The 19,905-nt window shown below is 68.8% G+C and carries 17 protein-coding genes; 2 read left to right on the top strand and 15 right to left on the bottom strand.

The genetic code is table 11. The features are described 5' to 3' along the window. Window positions 1-51: 51 nt before the first annotated feature. The 7 genes from ACUDCK_RS25190 to ACUDCK_RS25160 all read right to left on the bottom strand — a co-directional run bounded on the left by ACUDCK_RS25190 (window position 52) and on the right by ACUDCK_RS25160 (window position 6,254). Window positions 52-771: a hypothetical protein gene (locus ACUDCK_RS25190; RefSeq protein ID WP_049076297.1), complete on the bottom strand. Its 720-nt coding sequence runs from the start codon at window positions 769-771 to the stop codon at window positions 52-54. A 106-nt stretch (window positions 772-877) separates the two neighbouring features. After that, window positions 878-2,287, bottom strand: a complete 1,410-nt coding sequence (locus ACUDCK_RS25185) for an aminotransferase-like domain-containing protein (protein WP_059272611.1) — start codon at window positions 2,285-2,287, stop codon at window positions 878-880. Window positions 2,288-2,312: 25 nt separating this feature from the next. Continuing rightward, the gene (locus ACUDCK_RS25180; RefSeq protein WP_080977493.1) at window positions 2,313-2,453 is read right to left on the bottom strand and encodes a DUF2474 family protein; all 141 of its coding nucleotides are present in this window, start codon (window positions 2,451-2,453) and stop codon (window positions 2,313-2,315) included. Continuing rightward, window positions 2,453-3,460 carry a cytochrome d ubiquinol oxidase subunit II gene (gene cydB / locus ACUDCK_RS25175; RefSeq protein WP_175143454.1) on the bottom strand — a complete coding sequence of 336 codons (1,008 nt, stop codon included), beginning with the start codon at window positions 3,458-3,460 and terminating at the stop codon, window positions 2,453-2,455. Before cydB ends, ACUDCK_RS25180 begins: the two co-directional genes overlap by 1 nt. 4 nt (window positions 3,461-3,464) lie before the next feature. Next, window positions 3,465-4,901 (bottom strand): cytochrome ubiquinol oxidase subunit I, encoded by a 1,437-nt coding sequence (locus tag ACUDCK_RS25170; RefSeq protein WP_054500617.1) that lies wholly within the window; start codon window positions 4,899-4,901, stop codon window positions 3,465-3,467. 333 nt (window positions 4,902-5,234) lie between these two features. Continuing rightward, window positions 5,235-5,453, bottom strand: a complete 219-nt coding sequence (locus tag ACUDCK_RS25165) for a tautomerase family protein (RefSeq protein ID WP_047991913.1) — start codon at window positions 5,451-5,453, stop codon at window positions 5,235-5,237. A 63-nt stretch (window positions 5,454-5,516) separates the two neighbouring features. Then, a complete protein-coding gene (locus ACUDCK_RS25160; RefSeq protein WP_064524729.1) occupies window positions 5,517-6,254 on the bottom strand; it encodes an SDR family NAD(P)-dependent oxidoreductase in 738 nt (245 codons plus the stop codon). A gap of 137 nt (window positions 6,255-6,391) precedes the next feature. Here ACUDCK_RS25160 and ACUDCK_RS25155 point away from each other — a divergent pair, with 137 nt between their 5' ends. After that, complete coding sequence (locus ACUDCK_RS25155) at window positions 6,392-7,303, top strand: LysR family transcriptional regulator (RefSeq protein WP_054500619.1); 912 nt, start codon at window positions 6,392-6,394, stop codon at window positions 7,301-7,303. 117 nt (window positions 7,304-7,420) lie between these two features. Here the strand turns inward: ACUDCK_RS25155 and phbB are convergent, their stop codons facing one another. The 7 genes from phbB to ACUDCK_RS25120 are packed head-to-tail and all read right to left on the bottom strand — an operon-like array spanning window position 7,421 to window position 16,651. Beyond that, window positions 7,421-8,167 (bottom strand): acetoacetyl-CoA reductase, encoded by a 747-nt coding sequence (phbB, locus tag ACUDCK_RS25150; protein WP_063585031.1) that lies wholly within the window; start codon window positions 8,165-8,167, stop codon window positions 7,421-7,423. After that, a complete protein-coding gene (locus tag ACUDCK_RS25145; protein ID WP_068952012.1) occupies window positions 8,157-8,639 on the bottom strand; it encodes a hypothetical protein in 483 nt (160 codons plus the stop codon). The genes phbB and ACUDCK_RS25145 overlap by 11 nt, the downstream gene beginning before the upstream one ends. Before the next feature lie 47 nt (window positions 8,640-8,686). Continuing rightward, complete coding sequence (locus ACUDCK_RS25140) at window positions 8,687-9,814, bottom strand: ABC transporter permease (protein WP_054500622.1); 1,128 nt, start codon at window positions 9,812-9,814, stop codon at window positions 8,687-8,689. Between the two features lie 3 nt (window positions 9,815-9,817). Further along, a complete protein-coding gene (gene rbbA, locus ACUDCK_RS25135; protein ID WP_054414945.1) occupies window positions 9,818-12,571 on the bottom strand; it encodes a ribosome-associated ATPase/putative transporter RbbA in 2,754 nt (917 codons plus the stop codon). After that, complete coding sequence (locus tag ACUDCK_RS25130) at window positions 12,571-13,638, bottom strand: HlyD family secretion protein (protein ID WP_063582118.1); 1,068 nt, start codon at window positions 13,636-13,638, stop codon at window positions 12,571-12,573. The genes rbbA and ACUDCK_RS25130 overlap by 1 nt, the downstream gene beginning before the upstream one ends. Next, window positions 13,635-15,128: an efflux transporter outer membrane subunit gene (locus ACUDCK_RS25125; RefSeq protein WP_175167047.1), complete on the bottom strand. Its 1,494-nt coding sequence runs from the start codon at window positions 15,126-15,128 to the stop codon at window positions 13,635-13,637. Before ACUDCK_RS25125 ends, ACUDCK_RS25130 begins: the two co-directional genes overlap by 4 nt. Before the next feature lie 2 nt (window positions 15,129-15,130). Further along, a complete protein-coding gene (locus ACUDCK_RS25120) occupies window positions 15,131-16,651 on the bottom strand; it encodes a PHA/PHB synthase family protein (RefSeq protein ID WP_175167048.1) in 1,521 nt (506 codons plus the stop codon). Between the two features lie 227 nt (window positions 16,652-16,878). On the opposite strand from ACUDCK_RS25120, the gene ACUDCK_RS25115 reads away from it, so the two are divergent. After that, window positions 16,879-17,481, top strand: coding sequence for a TetR/AcrR family transcriptional regulator (locus ACUDCK_RS25115; RefSeq protein WP_049076280.1), 603 nt, complete (start codon window positions 16,879-16,881; stop codon window positions 17,479-17,481). Window positions 17,482-17,488: 7 nt separating this feature from the next. Here ACUDCK_RS25115 and ACUDCK_RS25110 read toward each other — a convergent pair whose 3' ends face one another. Further along, on the bottom strand, window positions 17,489-19,867 hold the full coding sequence (locus tag ACUDCK_RS25110) for a TonB-dependent siderophore receptor (RefSeq protein WP_175167049.1): 2,379 nt from the start codon (window positions 19,865-19,867) through the stop codon (window positions 17,489-17,491). Window positions 19,868-19,905: the final 38 nt, after the last annotated feature.

Here is a 19,905-nt window from a genome sequence, read left to right as displayed (position 1 = left end):
TCTGGGTTGAAGGGCTAAGGGTGAATGGCCGCCATGCGGGCGGGCGTTGAATCAGGCGGGCAGGTAATGCCGCAGGCAGGCCAGCAGCACCGGCTCGTTGTCGATGCCGGAGCGGTCGACCTTGTGGGTCTTGCCGCGCGCGACGATGATCAGCGTCTCGTCGGTCTCCATGCCTTCGCTGTCCGATTGCGTGCGGATGGTGTCGATGCTGGCCCACGGGATCGGCCGGCCCTTGTGGACCAGGCCGGCCGCGTTCATGCCCAGCGCGCCGAAGGAGACGGTGGCGCCGGCATCGATGCGGCGCCGGACGTCGGCTTCGAGATGGCCACCCACGCGCGCGTCCAGCAGGTCGAGCAATGCGTCGGCATGGTCCCAGATCGCCAGCCGCAGCCGCACGCGCCGGCCATTGCCGAGCGTCAGCAGCAGGTGATCGCGGTTGTGCCGATGGCGCATCGAAGCGACGTCGCCGTAGGGCACCGTGAGCGCGCCCAGATGCAGCGCCCGCTCATCCAGCGTCAGCGTGGCGGGCGCGCGCCACCAGGCGACCAGGTCCGAGCCGCGCCACAACAGGTAGCCCACGGTCGGCAGGGTCAGGAAGAAGATCAGCCACATGGCGCGATAACGCAGCATCTCGACCAGCAGCCGGCGCGGCAGCAGCCAGATGTCGACGGTGGCCAGCAGTTGCGCGGCGAACAGGTAGAGCAGCGCAGCCGCGCCGAGGTAGCAGCCAAGCGCGTAGCGCGGCAGGATGCGAGGAAAGGAAGCCGTCATGCGAGCAGCGGGCCGCGACGCGGCACCGTCCTGAACTTTGAAGGCTTGGCACTCTAAGGCGATGTCCGGCGGGCCGGGGTTTCCATCTGTATCAATATCGCGTATTTCATGTCGCCATCAGCTTGCCCAGCGTCGCCATGCCTTGCTCCATCGCCTCGTTCCAGGGATGGCCGCAGTTCAGCCGCAGGAAGTTGCCGAACGCGCCTGAGCTGGAGAACAACGGCCCCGGCGCGATGCTGATGCCATGGTCGAGCGCGGCGCGGTGCAGGCGCAGGGTGTCGATGCGCGCCGGAAGCTCGACCCAGGTGAAGTAGCCGCCCAGCGGCCGCGTGGCGCGCGTGCCCTTGGGGAAGTAGCGCGCCACCGCCTGCAGCATCTCGCCCTGCTGCAAGGCCAGCGTCTGGCGGAACTGGCGCAGGTGGCGGTCGTAGCCGCCCTGCGCCAGATAGGCGGCAATCGCCGCCTGCGTCGGCGCGGCGGTGGCCAGGCTGGTGGTGAGCTTGTTGCGCATGATGGCGCGGGTGTAGCGCCCGGCCGCGACCCACCCGACGCGATAGCCCGGCGCCAGCGTCTTGGAGAACGACGAGCAGTGCATCACCATGCCCTCGGTGTCGAAGGCCTTGGCGGGACGCGGCCGCGTGGCGCCGAAGTACAGTTCGCCGTAGACGTCGTCCTCGATCAGCGCCACGCCGTGGCGCGCCAGCAGCCGGACCAGCGCTTCCTTCTTGGCCTCGGGCATCAGGCTGCCCAGCGGATTCTGGAAGGTTGTCATCAGCCAGCAGGCGCGCGGCTGGTGCTGCACGATGGCCCGCTCCAGCGCCTGCAGGTCGATGCCTTCGCGAGGATGCGTGGCCACCTCGATGGCGTGCAACTGGTTGCGTTCGAGCGACTGCAGGGCGGCGTAGAACGTCGGCGATTCGACGATCACCGCGTCACCCGGCCGCGTGACCGCGCTCAGGCACAGGTTGAGCGCGTCGAGCGCGCCGTTGGTGATGATGATGTCGTCCACCGGCACCGTCAGTCCGTCGGCCAGGTAACGCAGCGCGATGGCGCGGCGCAGCGCGGGGTCGCCGGGGCTGAGATCGTCGATCGACCCCCACGGGTCCAGTTGCTGCACCGTGGTCGCCATGTAGCGCGCCAGCCGGCCGTAGGGCAGCAGCGACGGGCTGGGAAAGGCCGAGCCGAACGGCAGCATGTCGCGCCGCAGGGTGGCGTTGAGCACTTGCAGCACGTTGTCGCTGACATCGACCGGATGGCGGCCGGCGGCGGCGCTGGACAGGCCGTCGGGCTCGGGCAGCGCGGCCTGCGAGGCGCGCAGCACGTAGTAGCCCGAGCGGTCGCGCGCGCGGATCAGGCCGCGCGCTTCCAGCAGGTAATAGGCCTTGAACACCGTCGACGGGCTGACGCCACGGCTGGCGCTGGTCTGGCGCACCGAGGGCAGCCGGTCGCCCGCCTGCAGCAGGCCCGACAGGATCGAGGCGGTGATTTCTTCGGTCAGCCGTTCATAGCGCTTCATGGGGGGATCCGTGGAGGACTGCGGTTCAGGTCGACATGCCGATGGCGCGCATCACCAGCCGCAGCGCGCCGGCGGCCAGGCCCAGCGACGCCACGCCGCCGGCCCAGATCAACAGCAGCCACAGCAGCCGGCTGCGCCAGGAGGGCAGGGAGGTCGGCGCGGCCATCAGTGAAACGCCTCGCCGGTGCGCACCTTGCCGCGGAACACGTAATAGGACCAGGCGGTGTACATCAGGATAATCGGAATGATGGCGAGCGCGCCGACCAGGGCGAAGCCCAGGCTCTGCGGCGGCGCGGCCGCGGTCCAGATCGACACGTCGGGCGGGATCACGGCCGGCCAGATGCTGATGCCCAGGCCGCTGTAGCCCAGGAACACCAGGCACAGCGCCAGCACGAACGGCCCCGCGGCGGGCGCGCCGCGCACGCGGCGCATCAGGTCGATGCCGGCGGCCGCCACCAGTAGCGGCACCGGCAGGAACCAGAACATGTTGGGCAGGCTGAACCAGCGCTGGGCGATATGCGGCTGCGCCAGCGGCGTCCACACGCTGAGCGCGGCGATCACCGCCAGCAGCGCCAGCGTCAGCGGCCGCGCCAGCGCGCACATGTGGCGATGCAGGCGGCCCTCGGTCTTCATGATGAGCCAGGTGCAGCCCAGCAGCGCATACGCCACCACCAGGCCCGCGCCGGTGAACAGCGAGAACGGGCTGATCCAGTGCCACGGCCCGCCCTGGTAGACGCGGTCGACCACCGGGATGCCTTCGATGTAGGCGCCCAGCGTCACGCCCTGGAAGAAGGTGGCGCAGAGCGAGCCGAGCACGAAAGCGCGGTCCCATAGCGCGCGGTGGCGCGGGTCGGCCTTGAAGCGGAACTCGAACGCCACGCCGCGGAAGATCAGCCCCAGCAGCATGAACACCAGCGGCAGGTGCAGCGCGCTCAGGATCACCGAATACGCCAGCGGAAACGCGGCCAGCAGTCCCGCGCCGCCCAGCACCAGCCAGGTCTCGTTGCCGTCCCACACGGGGGCGACGGTGTTGACCATGGCGTCGCGTTCCTCGGCGTCGCCGATCAGCGGAAAGAGGATGCCGATGCCCAGGTCGAAGCCGTCCATCACCACGTACATCATCACGCCGAACAGGATGATGACGGCCCATATCAATGCAAGGTCGATGCCCATGGCCTCAGGCTCCTTTGAATCCAGGTTGCGCGGACGGGGCGTCCGCCGAGGTGGAGGCGGCCGACAGCGGCCGCGACGGCTGGCGCGGTTCGCCCGGGCCGCCGGACAGCGGCGCGTGGCCGGGCGCCGGGGTCGGGCCCATGCGGATCAGGCGCAGCATGTACGACACGCCGGCGCCGAACACGAACAGGTACACCACCACGAACAGCGCCAGCGTCAGCGTCAATTCGCCCAGGCCGTGGCGGGTGGCGGCGTCGGCGGTGCGCATCACGCCATAGACGACCCACGGCTGGCGGCCGATCTCGGTCACGTACCAGCCGGCCAGGATCGCCACCAGCCCCGACGGCCCCATCCACAGCGCGAAACGCTGCAGCGCGCGCGACTGGTACAGCCGTCCGCGCCAGCGCGCCCACAGCGCCCAGCCGGCCAGCAGGATCATCAGCATGCCCAGCCCCGCCATCACGCGGAACGACCAGAACACCACGGTGGCATTGGGGCGGTCTTCGGGCGGATACGACTTCAGGCCGGGGAACTGGCCGTCCCAGCTATGCGTGAGGATCAGGCTGCCCAGGCGCGGCACGTTGAGCGCGTAGCGGGTCTCTTCGCGCTCCATGTCGGGAATGCCGAACAGCGTCAGCGGCACGCCCGCGCCCGGCTCGTTTTCCCAATGGCCTTCGATCGCGGCGATCTTGGCGGGCTGGTGCTTGAGCGTGTTCAGGCCATGGAAGTCGCCCACCACCGCCTGCAGCGGCGCCGAGATTGCCAGCATGGCCATCGCCATCGCGAACATCTTTTTCACCGCCGGGCTGCGGTCGCCGCGCAGCAGATGCCAGGCGCCGGACGCGCCCACCATCAGCGCGGTGGCCAGGAACGCCGCGATGCCCATGTGCGCCAACCGGTAGGGGAACGAGGGATTGAAGATCACCGCCAGCCAGTCGGTCGGCACCACGCGGCCGTCCAGGATCTCGTAGCCCGCGGGGGTCTGCATCCAACTGTTGGACGCCAGGATCCAGGTGGCCGACACCAGCGTGCCCAGCGCCACCATGATGGTCGAGAAGAAGTGCAGCCCCGGGCCCACGCGCGACCAGCCGAACAGCATCACGCCGAGAAAGCCGGCTTCCAGGAAGAAGGCCGTCAGCACCTCGTAGGCCAGCAGGGGCCCGGTGACGCTGCCGGCAAAATCGGAAAAGAAGCTCCAGTTGGTGCCGAACTGGTACGCCATCACCAGTCCGGACACCACGCCCATGCCGAAATTGACGGCGAAGATCTTGGTCCAGAAGTGGTAGAGATCGCGGTAGACGGTGTTGCGGGTGCGCAGCCAGCAGCCTTCGAGCACGGCCAGGTAGCTGGCCAGGCCGATGGTGATGGCCGGAAAGATGATGTGGAAGGAAATGGTGAATCCGAACTGTATTCGGGCAAGCAGTAGCGCGTCGCTATCCATGGCGGGTGATTCCTGACTTCAAGGCCCGCGCGTTCCTGCCGCCACCGGGCGGCGCGCGCGGACAGGCTGATGCCTGTAGCGTCAAGATAGGCCGGCCTTGCTGAGCAGTACAGATTCAGAAGGCGGCGAAAAAAGCGGATCAGTTTGGCGGGCGTCGACTGGGAAATGGCGCGCCGCCATAGGGAAGACCGGCCGTTTTCATGAAAAGGGCCAGATCCGGCCGTTACAAAAAAAACAGCACAGCGGGACCGCTGTGCTGCCTGATCCTGCCGCCGGGGCAGGGCAAAGGGCATTCGTGTTCAGCCGCGCGCCGCTTTGCGGCGCGGGAGACGTCTATGTCGAACGCGTGGCGCGCTGGCGCTGGCGCAAGACGGTGACGGTTTCGCCGGCCACGCCCCAATTGTCGGTATCGACTTCCTCGATGACGACAAACGTGGCTTGCGGGTCCTTGCCGAGCACTCGCACCACCAGGTCGGTGGCGCCGCGGATCAGTTCGGCTTTCTGCTCGCGCGTGGCGCCTTCGCGGGTGATCTGGATGTTGATGTAAGGCATGTCTGTTCCTTGGCGGTTGGCAGCCGGCGCGCGCGCGCCGGCCAAAAGGCGTTGCCTTGCGGATTACCACCGGCCGGCAGTGGCTCCGCCATCGACGGGGATCACGGCCCCCGAGGTGAATGACGAGTCGGTCAGGTACAGCACCGCATCGACCACGTCCCCGGTGTCGCCGCGCCGCCCGGAGGGCGAAAGCCGGTTCAGGAAATCCGCGTCGCCGTTTTCATGCATCGGCGTTTGGATGATACCCGGGGCCACCGCGTTGACCCGGACGCGGTGCGGCGCCAATTCCAGGGCCAGTGCCTTGGTGGCCTGGTTCAGGCCGCCCTTGACCAGGACGGGAAGCAGCGCGGGCACTTGTTGCAGCGGTTGCATGGCGATGCTGGCGGTGATGTTGACGATGTGCCCGCCGCCATGGGCGGCCATATGCGCCGCTGCCAGTTGCGACGGATAGAAGAAGCCCTTGAGGTTGGTGCTGAACAATTGGTCGACGTCGTCGGCGGTGTAGTCGCCCACCGGCTTGGCGATGAAGATGCCGGCGTTGTTGACCAGCACGTCGACCTTGCCGAAGGCCTGCGTAGCGCGTTCGAACAGGGCGCGCGCGGTGTCGGGATCGCCGATGTCGCCGGGCACGCCGATGAAGCGAGGCGGATTGCCCAGTTGGCGCGCTGCCTGGGCCAGGCGCTCGGCGCCGCGGGCATTGCCGACGACATTGTCGCCGCGCTCCAGGTAGGCGCGGGCAATGGCCAGGCCGATGCCGCTGGAGGCGCCGGTCACGATGATGGTTTTGGCGGGATGGGTCATGTCTGGACTCCGGATAAGAAGGGGTAGCGCCACTCTACTTATGACCCGAAACGTGATAAACACCTCAAAGATCAAATCTATGCATACATCATGTAATGAGTCTGGCGGGCTCCGCCAGGCCTGCCAGGACGACATTCATGCAACGTCGCTTCGAAGACCTGATGCTCGGCAGCGTGGAGCTGTTCTGCCTGGCAGCCGAACTGCAGAGCTTTACCGCCGCCGCCAATGCGGCCGGCGTGACGCCGGCCGCCGTCAGCCGCTCGGTGTCGCGGCTGGAAGAGCGCCTCGGCGTCCGCCTGTTCGTGCGCACCACACGCCAGATCCGCCTGACCGCGGCGGGCCTGCGCTACATGGAGCAGTGCCGTTCTGCCCTGGCGTTGCTGACCGAGGCCGAACGCGAGGTCACCGGGCAGCAGGCCGAGCCCGCGGGCAAGCTGCGCATCAGCATGCCCACGCCGTATGCCCATCACCGCGTGCTGCCATTGCTGGGCGAGTTCCGCCAGCGGTACCCGCAGGTGCAGGTCGATGTGCACATCAGCAACCGCAATGTCGACTTTGCCGAAGAAGGCTACGACCTTGCCATTCGCGGCCGGCTGCCGCCGGACTCGAATCTGGTGGCGCGCAAGCTGGAAGACGCGGAACTGGTGCTGGTGGCGGCCCCTGGCTATCTGCGGCGCGCGGGCACGCCGCGCACCCTGGAGGATCTCGACGGGCACGACTGCATCCAGTTCGAGTTGCCCAGCACCGGCCGCAACATCCCATGGATATTCATGCGTGACGGCCGGCAGATCGATGTGCCGACCCATGGCGGCACCAGTTGCTCGGGCGATGTGCTGGGGGGCGTCAGTTTGGCGCGCCATGGCGCGGGGTTGTTCCAGGCGTACCGCTTCACCGTGCAGGAGGATCTGCGGCGCGGCGATCTGGTGGAGGTGTTGCCGCGCTTTGGCGGCGCCACGCGGCCATTCACTTTGCTCTACCCGCACGTGCGCCATGTGTCGTTGCGGGTGAGGACATTTGCCGACTTCCTGCTGGAGCGCCTGCGACGCTAGCCGCCGCGCCGCGGATCAGGCGCCCATGTCCCCGAGCCTGGCGCTGGACCGGCATCTGGCGGATGGCCGCATCGACCTCGTCCAGGGGGGGCGATGCGGCCATCCGTGGCGGAGGCGTCAGTACATGTGCTGCCCGCCGTTCATTGCGACATTGCTGCCGGTCATGAACGCCGCCGCGTCGCTGCAGATGAATGCCACCAGCGCGGCGATCTCGTCGGGCTGGCCCAGCCGGCCCAGCGGAATCTGCGGCAGGATCTTCTCCTTGAGCACCTCCTGCGGCACCGCCTCGACCATGCGCGTGGCCAGGTAGCCCGGCGACACGGTGTTGACCGTGACGCCTTTCCTGGCCAGTTCCAGCGCCAATGACTTGGTGAAGCCGTGGATGCCGGCCTTCGAGGCGGCGTAGTTGGTCTGCCCGAAGGCGCCCTTGGATCCGTTCACCGAGGAGATGTTGACGATGCGTCCCCAGCCGCGGTCGGCCATCGGCCCGCACAGCGGCTGCGTCATGTTGAACATCGAATCGAGATTGCTGCGCAGCACGTCGTTCCAGTCCGCGTAGCTCATCTTGCGCAGGCTGGCGTCGCGGGTGATGCCGGCGTTGTTGACCAGGATGTCGATCTGGCGGCCCTCGTCCGCCAGGCGCCGGGCCAACGCCTGGCACGAGTCGTAGTCGGCCACGTCGACCTTGGCCATGTCGTAGCGGCGGCCGGCGGCCGCCTCCTCGTCGAGCCATTCGCGCGTGGCCGCCTCGTTGGAGTGGCAGGTAACGATGACGTCATGGCCGGCGTCGAGCAGGGCCCGGGCGATGGCGCGTCCCAGGCAGCCGGTGCCGCCAGTCACGAGCGCGGTGCGTTTATTCGCCATGGCGCGCTCCGAACTGGCTGGCTTCCCGCATGGCCGAGCAGGCCGAGGTCATCTGGTCGCAATACGACGACCACATGCGCGTGAGCGGCGACTCCGCCAGGCCGCCGCTGGCCGCGGCCGAGGCGTTGCGCAGCCAGCCGCTCACCGCCTCGCTGACGCCCGCGGCCAGCGCCGCCTGGTCTTCCAGCGCGGCGTGGGTGATGGCCTGGCTGGCCTCGAGTTGACACTGCCATTGCTTGCGCGTGACCTCGCCCAGCGCGGGGGCGATGTTCTGCCAGTTGCCGTCAAGCTTGAGCGGCGCCAGGGTCGACAGGTACTGGCCGGTGCCGTCGCTGGCCAGGCGCTGGCCCAGCTGCAGCCAGCGCTGCTGGCTCTCGCGCGCCAGTTCGCCCAGGCGCTGGCAGTAGGCGGCATTGGCGCCAGCGAGGTCCTGGGGCGTGGAAGCGGTGGTCTTCTCGGTGGTCTTCTTCATGATGCGTCCTTTTAAAAGAGTGGTAAGGGGCAACGAATGCACAGGCCTCACGCCATCTGGCTGAGGGTCTTGCGGAAACGGGTCAACGAGAAGGCGAACAGGACGCTGCCGATCAGCGCCAGCGCCAGGAACGGTTGCCATACGACGCCAAGGCCGGCGCCACGAAAGAGAATTGCCTGGCCGAGTTCCACGAAATGGGTGGTGGGCGCGGCCAGCATGATGTTCTGCACGAAGTCCGGCATGCTCTCGCGCGGCGTGGTGCCGCCGGACAGCATCTGCAGCGGCAGCAGCACCAGCACCAGCAGCATGCCGAATTGCGGCATGCTGCGCGCGAGGGTGGCCATGAAGATGCCCATGGAGGTGGTCGCGAACAGGTGCAGCGCCACCCCGGCCAGGAACAGCGCCACCGATCCCTCGACCGGCACCTGCAGCAGGCCACGCACGACGAATGTCAACGATAGCGCAGCCGACACCAGGACGACCAGCCCCATGGACCAGACTTTCGCCAGCATGATCTCGGTCGGCGTAACCGGCATGACCAGCAGGTGCTCGATGGTGCCATGCTCGCGCTCGCGGATCAGCGCCGCGCCGGTCAGGATGATGGACAGCATCGTGACGTTGTTGATGATCTCCATCAGGCTGCCGAACCAGGCCTGCGTCAGGTTGGGGTTGAAGCGCATGCGCACCGCCAGGTCCACCGGCAGCTCGGTCGGCTTGCGGTAGCGCTTGACGAATTCGTTGATCTCGTCGGTGATGATCTGCTGGATGTAACTGCTGCCGGTGAACGCCTGGCTCATGCGGGTGGCGTCCACGTTCAACTGGATCTCGGCCGGCCTGCCGGCCAGCACGTCGCGCTGGAAGTTCGGCGGCACGTTAACCACGAAGGTGTAGCGCCCGGCGTCCATGCCGGCGTCGGCCTCGGCCGAGGTGACCATCGCCGGTCGCGTGAAGTGCGGCGGGTAGAACGCCGAGGTGATGCGCGCGGACAGCGGCGAGACGTCCTCGTCCACGACCGCGATGGCCGCGTTGTGCAGCGACTCGGGCACGGCGGTGGCGGCGGTGTAGATCATCAGCGTGAACGACACGAAGATCAGGACCAGCATCATCGGATCGCGCGCCAGGCTCCACAGCTCCTTGACGCCCAGGCGGAAAATATTGGCGGCATGTCGCGGCATGGTTCAGGTCTCCTGCTTTCTCAAAAGCAGCACCGACGCGCCCAGGATCACGGGGATCGCGACGATCAGGGGCCAGAACGACCCCTGCAGGTTGGAGAAATCCAGCGCCTTGCTGAACACGCCGCGGCTGATGGTGAGCATGTGGGTGGCGGGGTAGACCTGCCCGATCAGCTTGCCGCCGCCTTCCAGCGACGACACCGGGTTGAGCAGGCCGGCGAACTGCACCGCCGGCACCAGCGTGCCGATCATGGTGAAGAACAGTGCCGCGATCTGGCTGCGGGTGAAGGTCGAGGCCAGCAGGCCGATGGCGGTGGCCACCACGTTGTAGATCAGCGCGGCCGCCAGCAGCGTGAGGAAGCTGCCGGTGATCGGCACGCCGAACAGCGTCACCGCCAGCAGCGTCATCAGCAGGAAGTTCAGCATCGCCAGCGCCACGTAGGGCGCCTGCTTGCCCAGCAGGAATTCCAGCCGCGTCACCGGCGTGACGTACAGGTTGATGATCGAACCCAGCTCCTTTTCGCGCACCACCGCCAGCGCGGTCAGCATGGCCGGCATCATCAGCAACAGCAGCGGGATCACGGCCGGCACCATGGCCGGCAGGCTGCGCACGTCGGGGTTGTAGCGAAAGCGCGTCTCGATGCCGACCTGCTGCGTGGCGCCGGCGCCCAGCCGTTCGCGCGCCTGCTGTTGCAGCCAGCCCTGGTGCATGCCCAGCACGTAGCCGCGGATGGTCTCGGCGCGCTGCGGCATGGCGCCGTCGATCCAGACGCCGATCTGGGCATCGCGGCCGCGCGCGGCGTCGCGCGCGAAACCCTGCGGAATCTCGATCGCCAGCGACAGTTCGCCGCTGCGCATGCGCGCATCCATGTCCTGGTAGCTGGTGATCGGCGGCTGCTCGATGAAGTAGCGCGAGCCGGCCAGGTTCAGGCTGTAGTTCTGGCTCAGCGCGGTCTGGTCGCGGTCCATCACCGCGTAGCGCAGGTCTTCCACGTCCAGGCTGATGCCAAAGCCGATCACGAACATCAGCAGCAGCGAGCCGGCCAGCGCCAGCGTGGCGCGCACCGGATCGCGGCGCAGTTCCAGCGCCTCGCGCCACATGTAGCTGAACATGCGCTGCAGGCTGAAGCCGCGCGGCGCGTGCACCGGTTCCGGCGCTTGCGCGACGGGCGCCTGTTCGATCGCCGGCGACGCGTCGGGCGCGGTGCCCGCGCCCGCGTCGATCAGGTAGGCGATGAAGGCTTCCTCCAGCGTCTTCGCGCCGCGCATCCGGGTGATTTCGTCGGGGGCGGCGCTCACCAGCACCTTGCCGGCGTGCATCAGCGACATGCGGTCGCAGCGCTGCGCCTCGTTCATGAAATGGGTCGAGATGAAGATGGTGACCTGGTCCTGCCGCGCCAGCGCGATCAGCAGGCGCCAGAAGTTGTCGCGCGCCACCGGGTCCACGCCCGAGGTCGGCTCGTCCAGGATCAGCAGCTCGGGCTTGTGCACCATGGCTACCGCCAGCGACAGGCGCTGGCGCACGCCCATCGGCAGCTTCTCGGGCAGATCGTCCAGCGCTTCGCCCAGCTCGAAGCGCGCCACCATTTCGTCCACGCGGCCGGGGATGTCCGCTTCGGGCACGTGGAACAGGCGCGCGTGCAGCACCAGGTTCTGGCGCACGGTCAGCTCGCCGTACAGCGAAAACGCCTGCGACATGTAGCCGACCCGGCGGCGCGTGTCGAGGTTGCGCGGATCGACCTCGGCGCCGAACAGCCAGGCCTGGCCTTCGCTGGCCGGCAACAGGCCGGTCAGCATCTTCATGGTGGTGGACTTGCCGCAGCCGTTGGAGCCCAGAAAGCCGAAGATCTCGCCCTTGCGGATGCGGAAGTTGACATGGTCCACGGCGACGAAATCACCGAAGCGCATGGTCAGGTCGCGCGCCTCGATGGCGATGGGCGCGTCATCGCCCAGCGCCAGCGGCGTGATCTCGACCGGCTTGTGCCCGCGCCGCTTCTCTTCGGGCAGCAGCGCGATGAAGGCGGCCTCCAGCGAGTCGGCCCCGGTCCGCTGGCGCAGTTCGTCGGGCGTTCCGGTGGCCAGCACCCGGCCGTCGTCCATGGCGATGAGCCAGTCGAAGCGCTGCGCCTCGTCCATGTAGGCGGTGGCGACAATCACGCTCATGCCCGGGCGTTCGCGCCGGATCTGATTGATCAGGTCCCAGAACTGGGCCCGCGCCAGCGGGTCGACGCCGGTGGTGGGTTCGTCCAGGATCAACAGATCGGGGTCGTGGATCAGCGCGCAGCACAGGCCCAGCTTCTGCTTCATGCCGCCGGACAGCTTGCCCGCCGGGCGCGACAGGAACGCGGCCATGCCGGTGCTGCGCGTCAGGCTGTCGATGCGGCGGCGGCGCTCGGCCTCCCCATGGCCGAACAGGCGGCCGAAGAATTGCAGGTTCTCTTCCACCGACAGGGTGGGGTAGAGATTCTTGCCCAGGCCTTGCGGCATGTAGGCGATGCGCGGGCAGACGTCATCGCGGTGGCGCTTGTCGGCCATGTCGCCGCCCAGCACCTCGACGGCGCCTTCCTGCACCGCGCGCGATCCCGCGATCAGCGCCAGCAGGCTCGACTTGCCCACGCCGTCCGGGCCGATCAGGCCGACCATGCGGCCGGCGGGGATGTCCAGCGAAATGGCGTCCAGCGCCAGCGTCTTGCCGTAGCGCAGCGATACCCCCGACAGCTTGACCACCGGAGCGGGGGAGGCCGTCGTGGTCGCGGCCATCACGGCACCTTGACTTCAAGGTTGGCGGGCCACTGCGCGTCGGCATCCAGTTTCAGCCAGGCCACGCCGGGCAGGCCGGTCTTGACCTGTTGCAGGTGCTGGCGCAGCAGTTCGGGATCGATCTGCGCCTTGACGCGGAACATCAGCTTCTGGCGCTCGGTGGCGGTCTCGACGGTCTTGGGGGTGAACTGCGCGGTGCTGGCCACGAACGACACCTTGGCGGGAATCACGTACTGTGGCGCCGCGTCCAGCACGATGCGCACGTCCTGGCCCAGCGCGACGCGGCCGGCCGCCTGTTCCGGCAGGAAGAAGGTCATGTAGACATCGGCCAGGTCGACCATGTTCAGCACCTTGCCGCCCGCGCCCAGCACTTCGCCGGCCTGCGCCACGCGGTACTGCACCCGGCCGTCGCGCGGGGCGCGCAGTTCGCTGTCGGCGATGTCGGCCTCGATGCGGGCGATGGTGGCCAGCGCCGCGTTGACCGCCGACTGGGCGCCCACCTGCGCCGCCTTGGCGGCGTCGATGGCCGCCTGCGCCGCCTTGACCTGGGCGCGCGCGGCGTTGACGGCGGCCTGCGCGCTGCGCATGCGGGCGCGGTCGTCATCCAGTTCCTGGATCGACGAGGCGCCCTCCCTGGACAGGGTCTCGGAGCGCGCCAGGCGCCGGCGCGCGGCGTCCAGCTCGCTTTCGCGCTGCGCCACCACGGCCTCGGCGGCCAGCTTGTCGCTCTCGCGCTGCGCGATCTGGGCGCTGGCGCTGGCGGCGTTGTTGATGGCCTGCTGGTGTTGGGCGCGCGCTTCCTCGCGCTGGGCCTGCAGCGTGTCGATCTGCATGCGGGCCAGCGGCTGGCCGGCGCTGACGAAATCGCCCTCGGCCACCAGCACGTCCTGGACCCGTCCGGCCAGCTTGGTGGCGACGTCGACCTCGGTGGCCTCGATGCGGCCATTGCCGCTGACGAAGCCCGCGCCGGGGCCGGTGTCGGACAGCAGGCGCCAGCCGTAGTAGCCGGCGGCAGCCACGGCTACGATCGCGAGCAGGGGAATCAGTTTTCGGGTGGGCAACTTCATGATGCGGATCCTGTGTTGAGCGGCAGGGGGCCAGGCGGGGTCGCGGGCTGGGCGGCGGCGCGCGCCTGCGTGCCGCCGCCCAGCGCGGCATACAGGCCGACGCGGGCAGACAGCAGCGCGCGGCGGGTCTGCACCAGCGTCTGCTGCGCGGCCAGCAGGTCGCGCTGCGCGTCCAGGACCTCCAGATAGGGCGAGGCGCCGTGGTCGTAGCGCAGCTTGGCCAGGCGCGCGCGTTCGGCCTGCGCGTCCACGGTGGCGCGCAATACCTGGACCTGTTCGGCCAGCCACCGGCGCGCCGACAGGGCGTCGGCAACGTCCTTGAAGGCGCCCTGGATGGCGCGCTCGTAGCTGGCCACGGCCTGATCGCGCCGGACTTCGGCCAGGTCGAGATTGGCGCCGCGGCGTCCGGCGTCGAAGATCGGCAGGTCGATGCTGGGCGCGAAATTCCAGGCGCGGCTGCCGCTGCCGAACAGGCCATCCAGCTCGGCGCTGGCGGTGCCGAACGCGCCGGTCAGCGTGATGCGCGGAAAGAAGGCGGCGCGGGCCGCGCCGATGTTGGCGTTGGCCGCGCGCAGTTGGTGTTCGGCGGCGACGATGTCGGGCCGGTTGGTCAGCAGGTCGGACGGCAGTCCCGCCGGCAGGTCGCGCATGACGCTGTCGTCGTCCAGGCCGGCGCGCGGCAACGGCAGCGTCAGGGGCTGGCCGGTCAGCAGTTCCAGCGCGTGGGCCTGGGTGGCGCGGGCCTGTTCCAGATCGGCGCCCAGCGCCCGGGCCTGCTGCCACAGCGTCTCGACCTGCGTCAGGTCCAGCTTCGAGATCGAGCCGACTTCGTAGCGCCGGCGGAATATGCGCAGCGACTCCTCGCGCGAGGCGATCGTCGCGCGCGTCAGCGCCAGTCGCTCATCCAGTTCGCGCAGCGACAGATAGCTGTCGGCAACCTGCGCGATCAGGGTCAGCGTGGCGGCTTCGGCGGCGGCGTCGGACGCCAGGTAGTTCTCCAGCGCGGCGTCCTTGAGGCTGCGCACGCGGCCCCAGAAGTCCAGCTCCCATGCCGCCATGCCGACGCCGGCCTGGTATTGGCTGGCCACTTGCGGCTGGCCGGTGACGTTCAGGTCGCCCGGCGTGCGGGCGCGGGTGCCGTCCGCGCGCAGGCCGATGGTGGGAAACTGGTCGGCGCGTTGAATGCCATAGAGCGCGCGCGCCTCCTCGACGCGCAACAGGGCCACGCGCAGGTCGCGGTTGTGGGCCAGGGCGTCGCCGATCAGCCCTTGCAGCACGGGATCGGTGAAGTAGCCGCGCCAGTCGACCCGGGCCGCGCTCAGCGCCGCGCCGCCAGGCGTGGCGGCCTGGTCGGGGTAGGCGGCGGCCACCGGCGCCGCGGGCCGCGCGTATTGCGGCGCCATCGACACGCAGCCCTGCGCCAGCAGCACGGCCAGGGCCACCGGCGCCAGCCGGGCGGCGCGCCATCGCGAAAGGGGGCGGCGGGTCATGCTCATTTCTCCATCACATAAGCGCCGGGCGCGTCGTCCAGCGCGGGATAGCCTTTGCGCGCGGCGCCCAGGGCGGGGCGGCGGACCGGCTGGCCGGACAGCGCGTCGAGCCAGCCGCGCCAGTGCGGCCACCACGAGCCTTCATGTGGCGTGGCCGCCGCCAGCCAGGCCTCCGGGGTCAGCGCCGGCTGTCCCGCCGCGCGCAGCAGGCTGCGAAAGCGCCGCCGCGGATGGCCCGGTTCGCTGACGATGCCGGCGTTGTGGCCGCCGCTGGTCAGCACGAACGTCAGCGGGGCCGGCGACAGGCCGTGCAGCTTGTAGACCGAACGCCACGGCGCCACATGGTCCGTCTCGGTGCCGACGCAGAAGATCGGCAGGCTCAGGTCCTCCAGTCGCACCGGTCGGCCATCCACGGCGAAGCGGCCGGCGGCCAGGTCGTTGTCCAGGTACAGGTGGCGCAGGTACTGGCCGTGCATGCGCGCGGGCATGCGGGTGGCGTCGGCGTTCCAGGCCTGCAGGTCGGTCATGGGGCGGCGCTGGCCTAGCAGGTATTCGCTGGTCATGCGCGACCACACCAACTGGCGTGCGCGCAACAGTTGGAACGCGCCGCTCATCTGGCGCGCCGGGAAATAGCCCAGCGCCGTCATTTCGGCCTCCATCAGCGCAACCTGGAAGGCATCGATGAACAGGCCCAGCTCGCCGGGTTCGCTGAAGTCGGTCTGCGCCGCCAGCAGGCTCAGGCTGGCCAGGCGGCGGTCGCCGTCGCGCGCCATGGCGCTGGCGGCCATGGCGAGCAGGGTGCCGCCCAGGCAGTAGCCCGTCGCATGTACTCTGGCGCCGGGCACGATGGCCTCGATCGCCGCCAGCGGCTCGCGCACGCCCAGGCGCAGGTAATCCTCCAGGCCCAGATCGCGATCGGCCGCCGTGGGGTTCTTCCATGACACGCAGAACACCGTGTAGCCCTGGCCGACCAGATAGCGGATCAGCGAGTTGTGGGGCGACAGATCGAGCACGTAGTACTTCATGATCCAGGCCGGCACGATGAGGATCGGCTCGGGCCGCACCCGGCCGGTCGTGGGCCGGTACTGGATCAGCTCGGCCAGGTGATTGCGCAGCACCACCTTGCCGGGGGTGGCGGCAACCTCGTGGCCAGGGCGGAAGTGTTCGGCGCCGGCGGGCGGCAGCCCGGCCCACTGGCGCAGGCCGTCCTCCCAGGCGTGGCAGGCGCCGCGCAGCAGGTTGGCGCCGCTTTCTTCCAGCGTCTGGCGCCACACCAGGGGATTGGTATAGGGATTGTTGTCGGGCGCCAGCGGTTCCAGCCACTGGCGCGCGGCGAAGGCCGCCAGCGCGCGCTGGTGCGGGTCGGCCAGGGGCAGGGCGCGGGCAAACGTGTCCCAGCCCTGCTCGGCCTGCATGAACCCCTGGCACCACAGCGCAAAGGGCCACTGCTGCCAGGCGTCGTCATCGAACCGGCCTGCGTGCGCCGCATTCTGCTGGGGGGCTGGCGGGGGCGTGATCGGCATGAGGGCTCCGGGGCGCACGGGGGCGGGATTGCCTCGCGTGGGGACGGATCGTCGCGCAACCGGGCTTGTGGCCTGGCGTCGGACAAATCCGACTTCGAAACCATTGTGCCGCCGCCTGCCTGATCAATCCTTGATCAGGATCAAGCTAACGACTGACCGGTCGGTTTTTAATGGAGCGGTTGGCCGGCGGTGCGTCCGCGCGCCAATTCGCACAGGGAGCAGTGGTGATGAGCACGCAACGTCTGCGTCTCCCTCCGACCGTGCGCGTCGGGCAGATCCTCGACGCCGCGCTGCAGGAGTTCTCGGCCGCCGGCTATGCCGGCGCCCGCATGGACGACATCGCCTTGCGCGCGGGGTTGTCCAAGGGAGGCCTGTACGCGCACTTCGCCAGCAAGGAAGAGGTCTTCGAGGCGCTGCTGGCGCGCTACCTCTGTCCGCCCCGTCTCGATGCCCGCGCCCTGGTCGAAGGCTCCTCCAGCCCCCGCCACCTGGCCGAGCGGCTCGTCAATCATCTCTATGCCAGCCTCGCCAACCCCGCCATGATCGCCGCCATGCGCCTGCTGCTGGCCGAAAGCCTGCGCGTGCCGCACCTGGCGCGCCGCTGGCGCGAACAGACCGCCGACGCCCACCAGGCCGACATCGCGCAATTGCTGGAACTGGCCCGCGCGCGCGGCCTGTGCGGCGACGGCGCCGCGTTGCGGCACCCGTGGCTGCTGTTGTCGCCGGTGGTCCACGCCATCTTCATGGCGATCCTGCTGGGACCGGATGAACGCCTCAACCTGCCGCAGCGGCGCGAGGCGCACGTGGCGCTGATCTGCGACCTGCTGTAGCCCGTCACTACCAACGGTAGCTGGCAGTGGCGATTACGGTGCGAGGATCGCCGTAATAGCAATTGCCGTAGCCGCAGTTGGCGAAATAGGTCTTGTTGGTCAGGTTGCGAGCGTTCAGCGCCAGGCTCCAGCGGTCGATGTCATAGCCGATCATTGCGTCGAACAGCACGAACGACGGCACCTGTTTGGGGGCCTGGCTACCATCACCGTAGTTGGCGCCGGTGAAGCGCGCGCCCACACCTACCTTGATACGCGATTCGAAGCGGTAGTCGACCCACAGCGAGGCCCGGTTCCGCGGCACGGCGGTGGCCTGCCTGCCGATTTCATCGGGGTTGCTGCTGGCCGTGACCGCGGCTTTGGGCGTCCACGAATACGCGGCGATCACGTTCAGGCGCGGAATCGGCTGCACGGTGGCCTCGAATTCGACGCCACGCACCGTGACCTCGCCGGTTTGCCGGGGAATGGAGTCGGCGTCGTAGGTAATGTAGTTGCGGCGCCGCAGGTCGAACGCCGCCATGCTGTAGCTGTCCTTGGTGCCGGGAGGCTGGTAGCGCAGTCCGGCCTCGTACTGGCGGCTGGTCTCCGGCTTGAATGGCTTGCGCTGCGAGGAGTCGACGGTGGCGGTGGGAATGAAGGACTCGCCATAGCTGACGTACGGTGCCCAGCCGGTCGGATCCACGTAGACCAGGCCGGCGCGGCTGGTGAACTTGTGGCTGCTGATGCGGGTGGTGGTGCCGTCCTGGCGGTCCCGCAGCTTGTTGTCGGCGCTGTCATAGCGGCCGCCCAGGGTGGCGACCCAGCGCTCGTTCCATTTGATCTGATCCTGCAGGTACACCCCCGTCTGCGCCAGCGTCAGGTCCGCATCCATCCAGGGCTTGGCGCGCGTGATCGGCCCCTGGCGGTACTTCGGGTCGTTGATGTCCAGCGGTGGCGCCTTGCCACCGCTGAAGCTGACCTGGTCGATGCGGTTGCGCTGGTAGTCCACGCCCACCAGGATGCGGTGGTGCCAATTGCCCAGACTCAGGTCGGTCTGGACCTGGTTGTCCACGTTGAAGCTGGCGATATGTTCGCGGCTGCCGAACGCCGAGCGCCGCAACACCTGGTAGTTGGCAGGATCCGTGACGTCGTCATTGACGCTGGCATAGCCGCTGGCTTGCACCGCCGAATAATCGAGGTCCAGGTGGCCGTAGCGCAGGTTCTGGCGCAGCGTCAGCGCATCGCTGACGCGGTGTTCCAATTCGTAGCCGGCCATCCACTGGGTCTGGTTGAAGTAGTCATAGCCGGGTTCGCCGACGAACAGCGATGCCGGGATGTGCGTGCCGGCCGGCGTCGGCACCAGCGAGCCTACGGCCGGGCGGGCCCGCGTGTAGGTGCCGCCGCGCTTGGTCGCGTACTGCGTCAGCAACGTCAGGGTGGTGTCCGTCGACGGCCGCCAGGTCAGCGATGGGGCCAGGTACAGCCTGTCGTTGTCGATGCCATGGGCAGGCAGTTCGGAGTCCAGGCCCATGCCGACGAAACGGTACAGCCACTTGCCGTCTTCATCCATCGGGCCGGTGAAGTCGGCGGCGAGGCGGCGGCGCTGATGGTCGCCCACCTGCGCCTGCAACTCGCGCAGCGGCTCCTCCTGCGGGCGCTTGCTCACCACGTTGATCAGGCCGCCGGGGCCCGTCTGCCCGAACAGCACCGATGCCGGTCCTCGCAGCAGTTCGATGCGCTCCGCGCCGTAGTTTTCGGTCTGCCAGATGCCCCAGTTGCCGTTGTTGCGCAAGGGCAGCCCGTCCAGGTAGAAGCCGGGCGTATAGGCGTCGAAGCCGCGCAGCGACACCCAGTCGTAGCGGGAGTCCGAGCCATAGGTCGTGGTGGAGACGCCGGGCGTGTAGGCCAGGGCGTCCTTGATGTTGGTGGCGCCCAGCGTGTTGTAGCGGTCCGCGGTGATGACCGAGATCGACTGCGGTGTCTCGATGATAGGCGTGTCGGTCTTGGTCGCGGTGGCGCTGCGACGCGCCACGTAGCCCTGCACCGGGCCCCAGGCGTTCTCGGCGGCGCCGGTGACGCTGATCGGCGTGAGTATCGGCACCGCCTGTGCATTGCGCTTGAATGTGAGCGCCCCGCCGGGCAGTACCACGGGCTCCAGTCCCGAACCGGCGGTCACGTGGCGCAGCGCCTCATCCAGCGTATAGCTGCCATGCAGCGCGGGCGCGTCCAGGCCCCGCATCAATGCCGGGTCCACTGACAGCACGCGGTCATTCTGTACCGCGATGCGGTTGAGCGTGGTGGCTAACGGCGCGGCAGGCAGGTCGTAGACCAGTCGCGCCGGTTGCGCGAAGGCGGCGGGGGCGGTCAACGCGGCCGTCAAGAGCAGACTGGCGCGGGAGAGGCGGGGCATGTCGGGGGATCTCCGGGAGAGCACAAGTGGGTGGATTT

It is taken from the genome of Achromobacter sp. CF-sbj1-Ac2-l (genome assembly GCF_052698165.1).
This window is presented reverse-complemented; position numbering and strand designations above follow the sequence as displayed.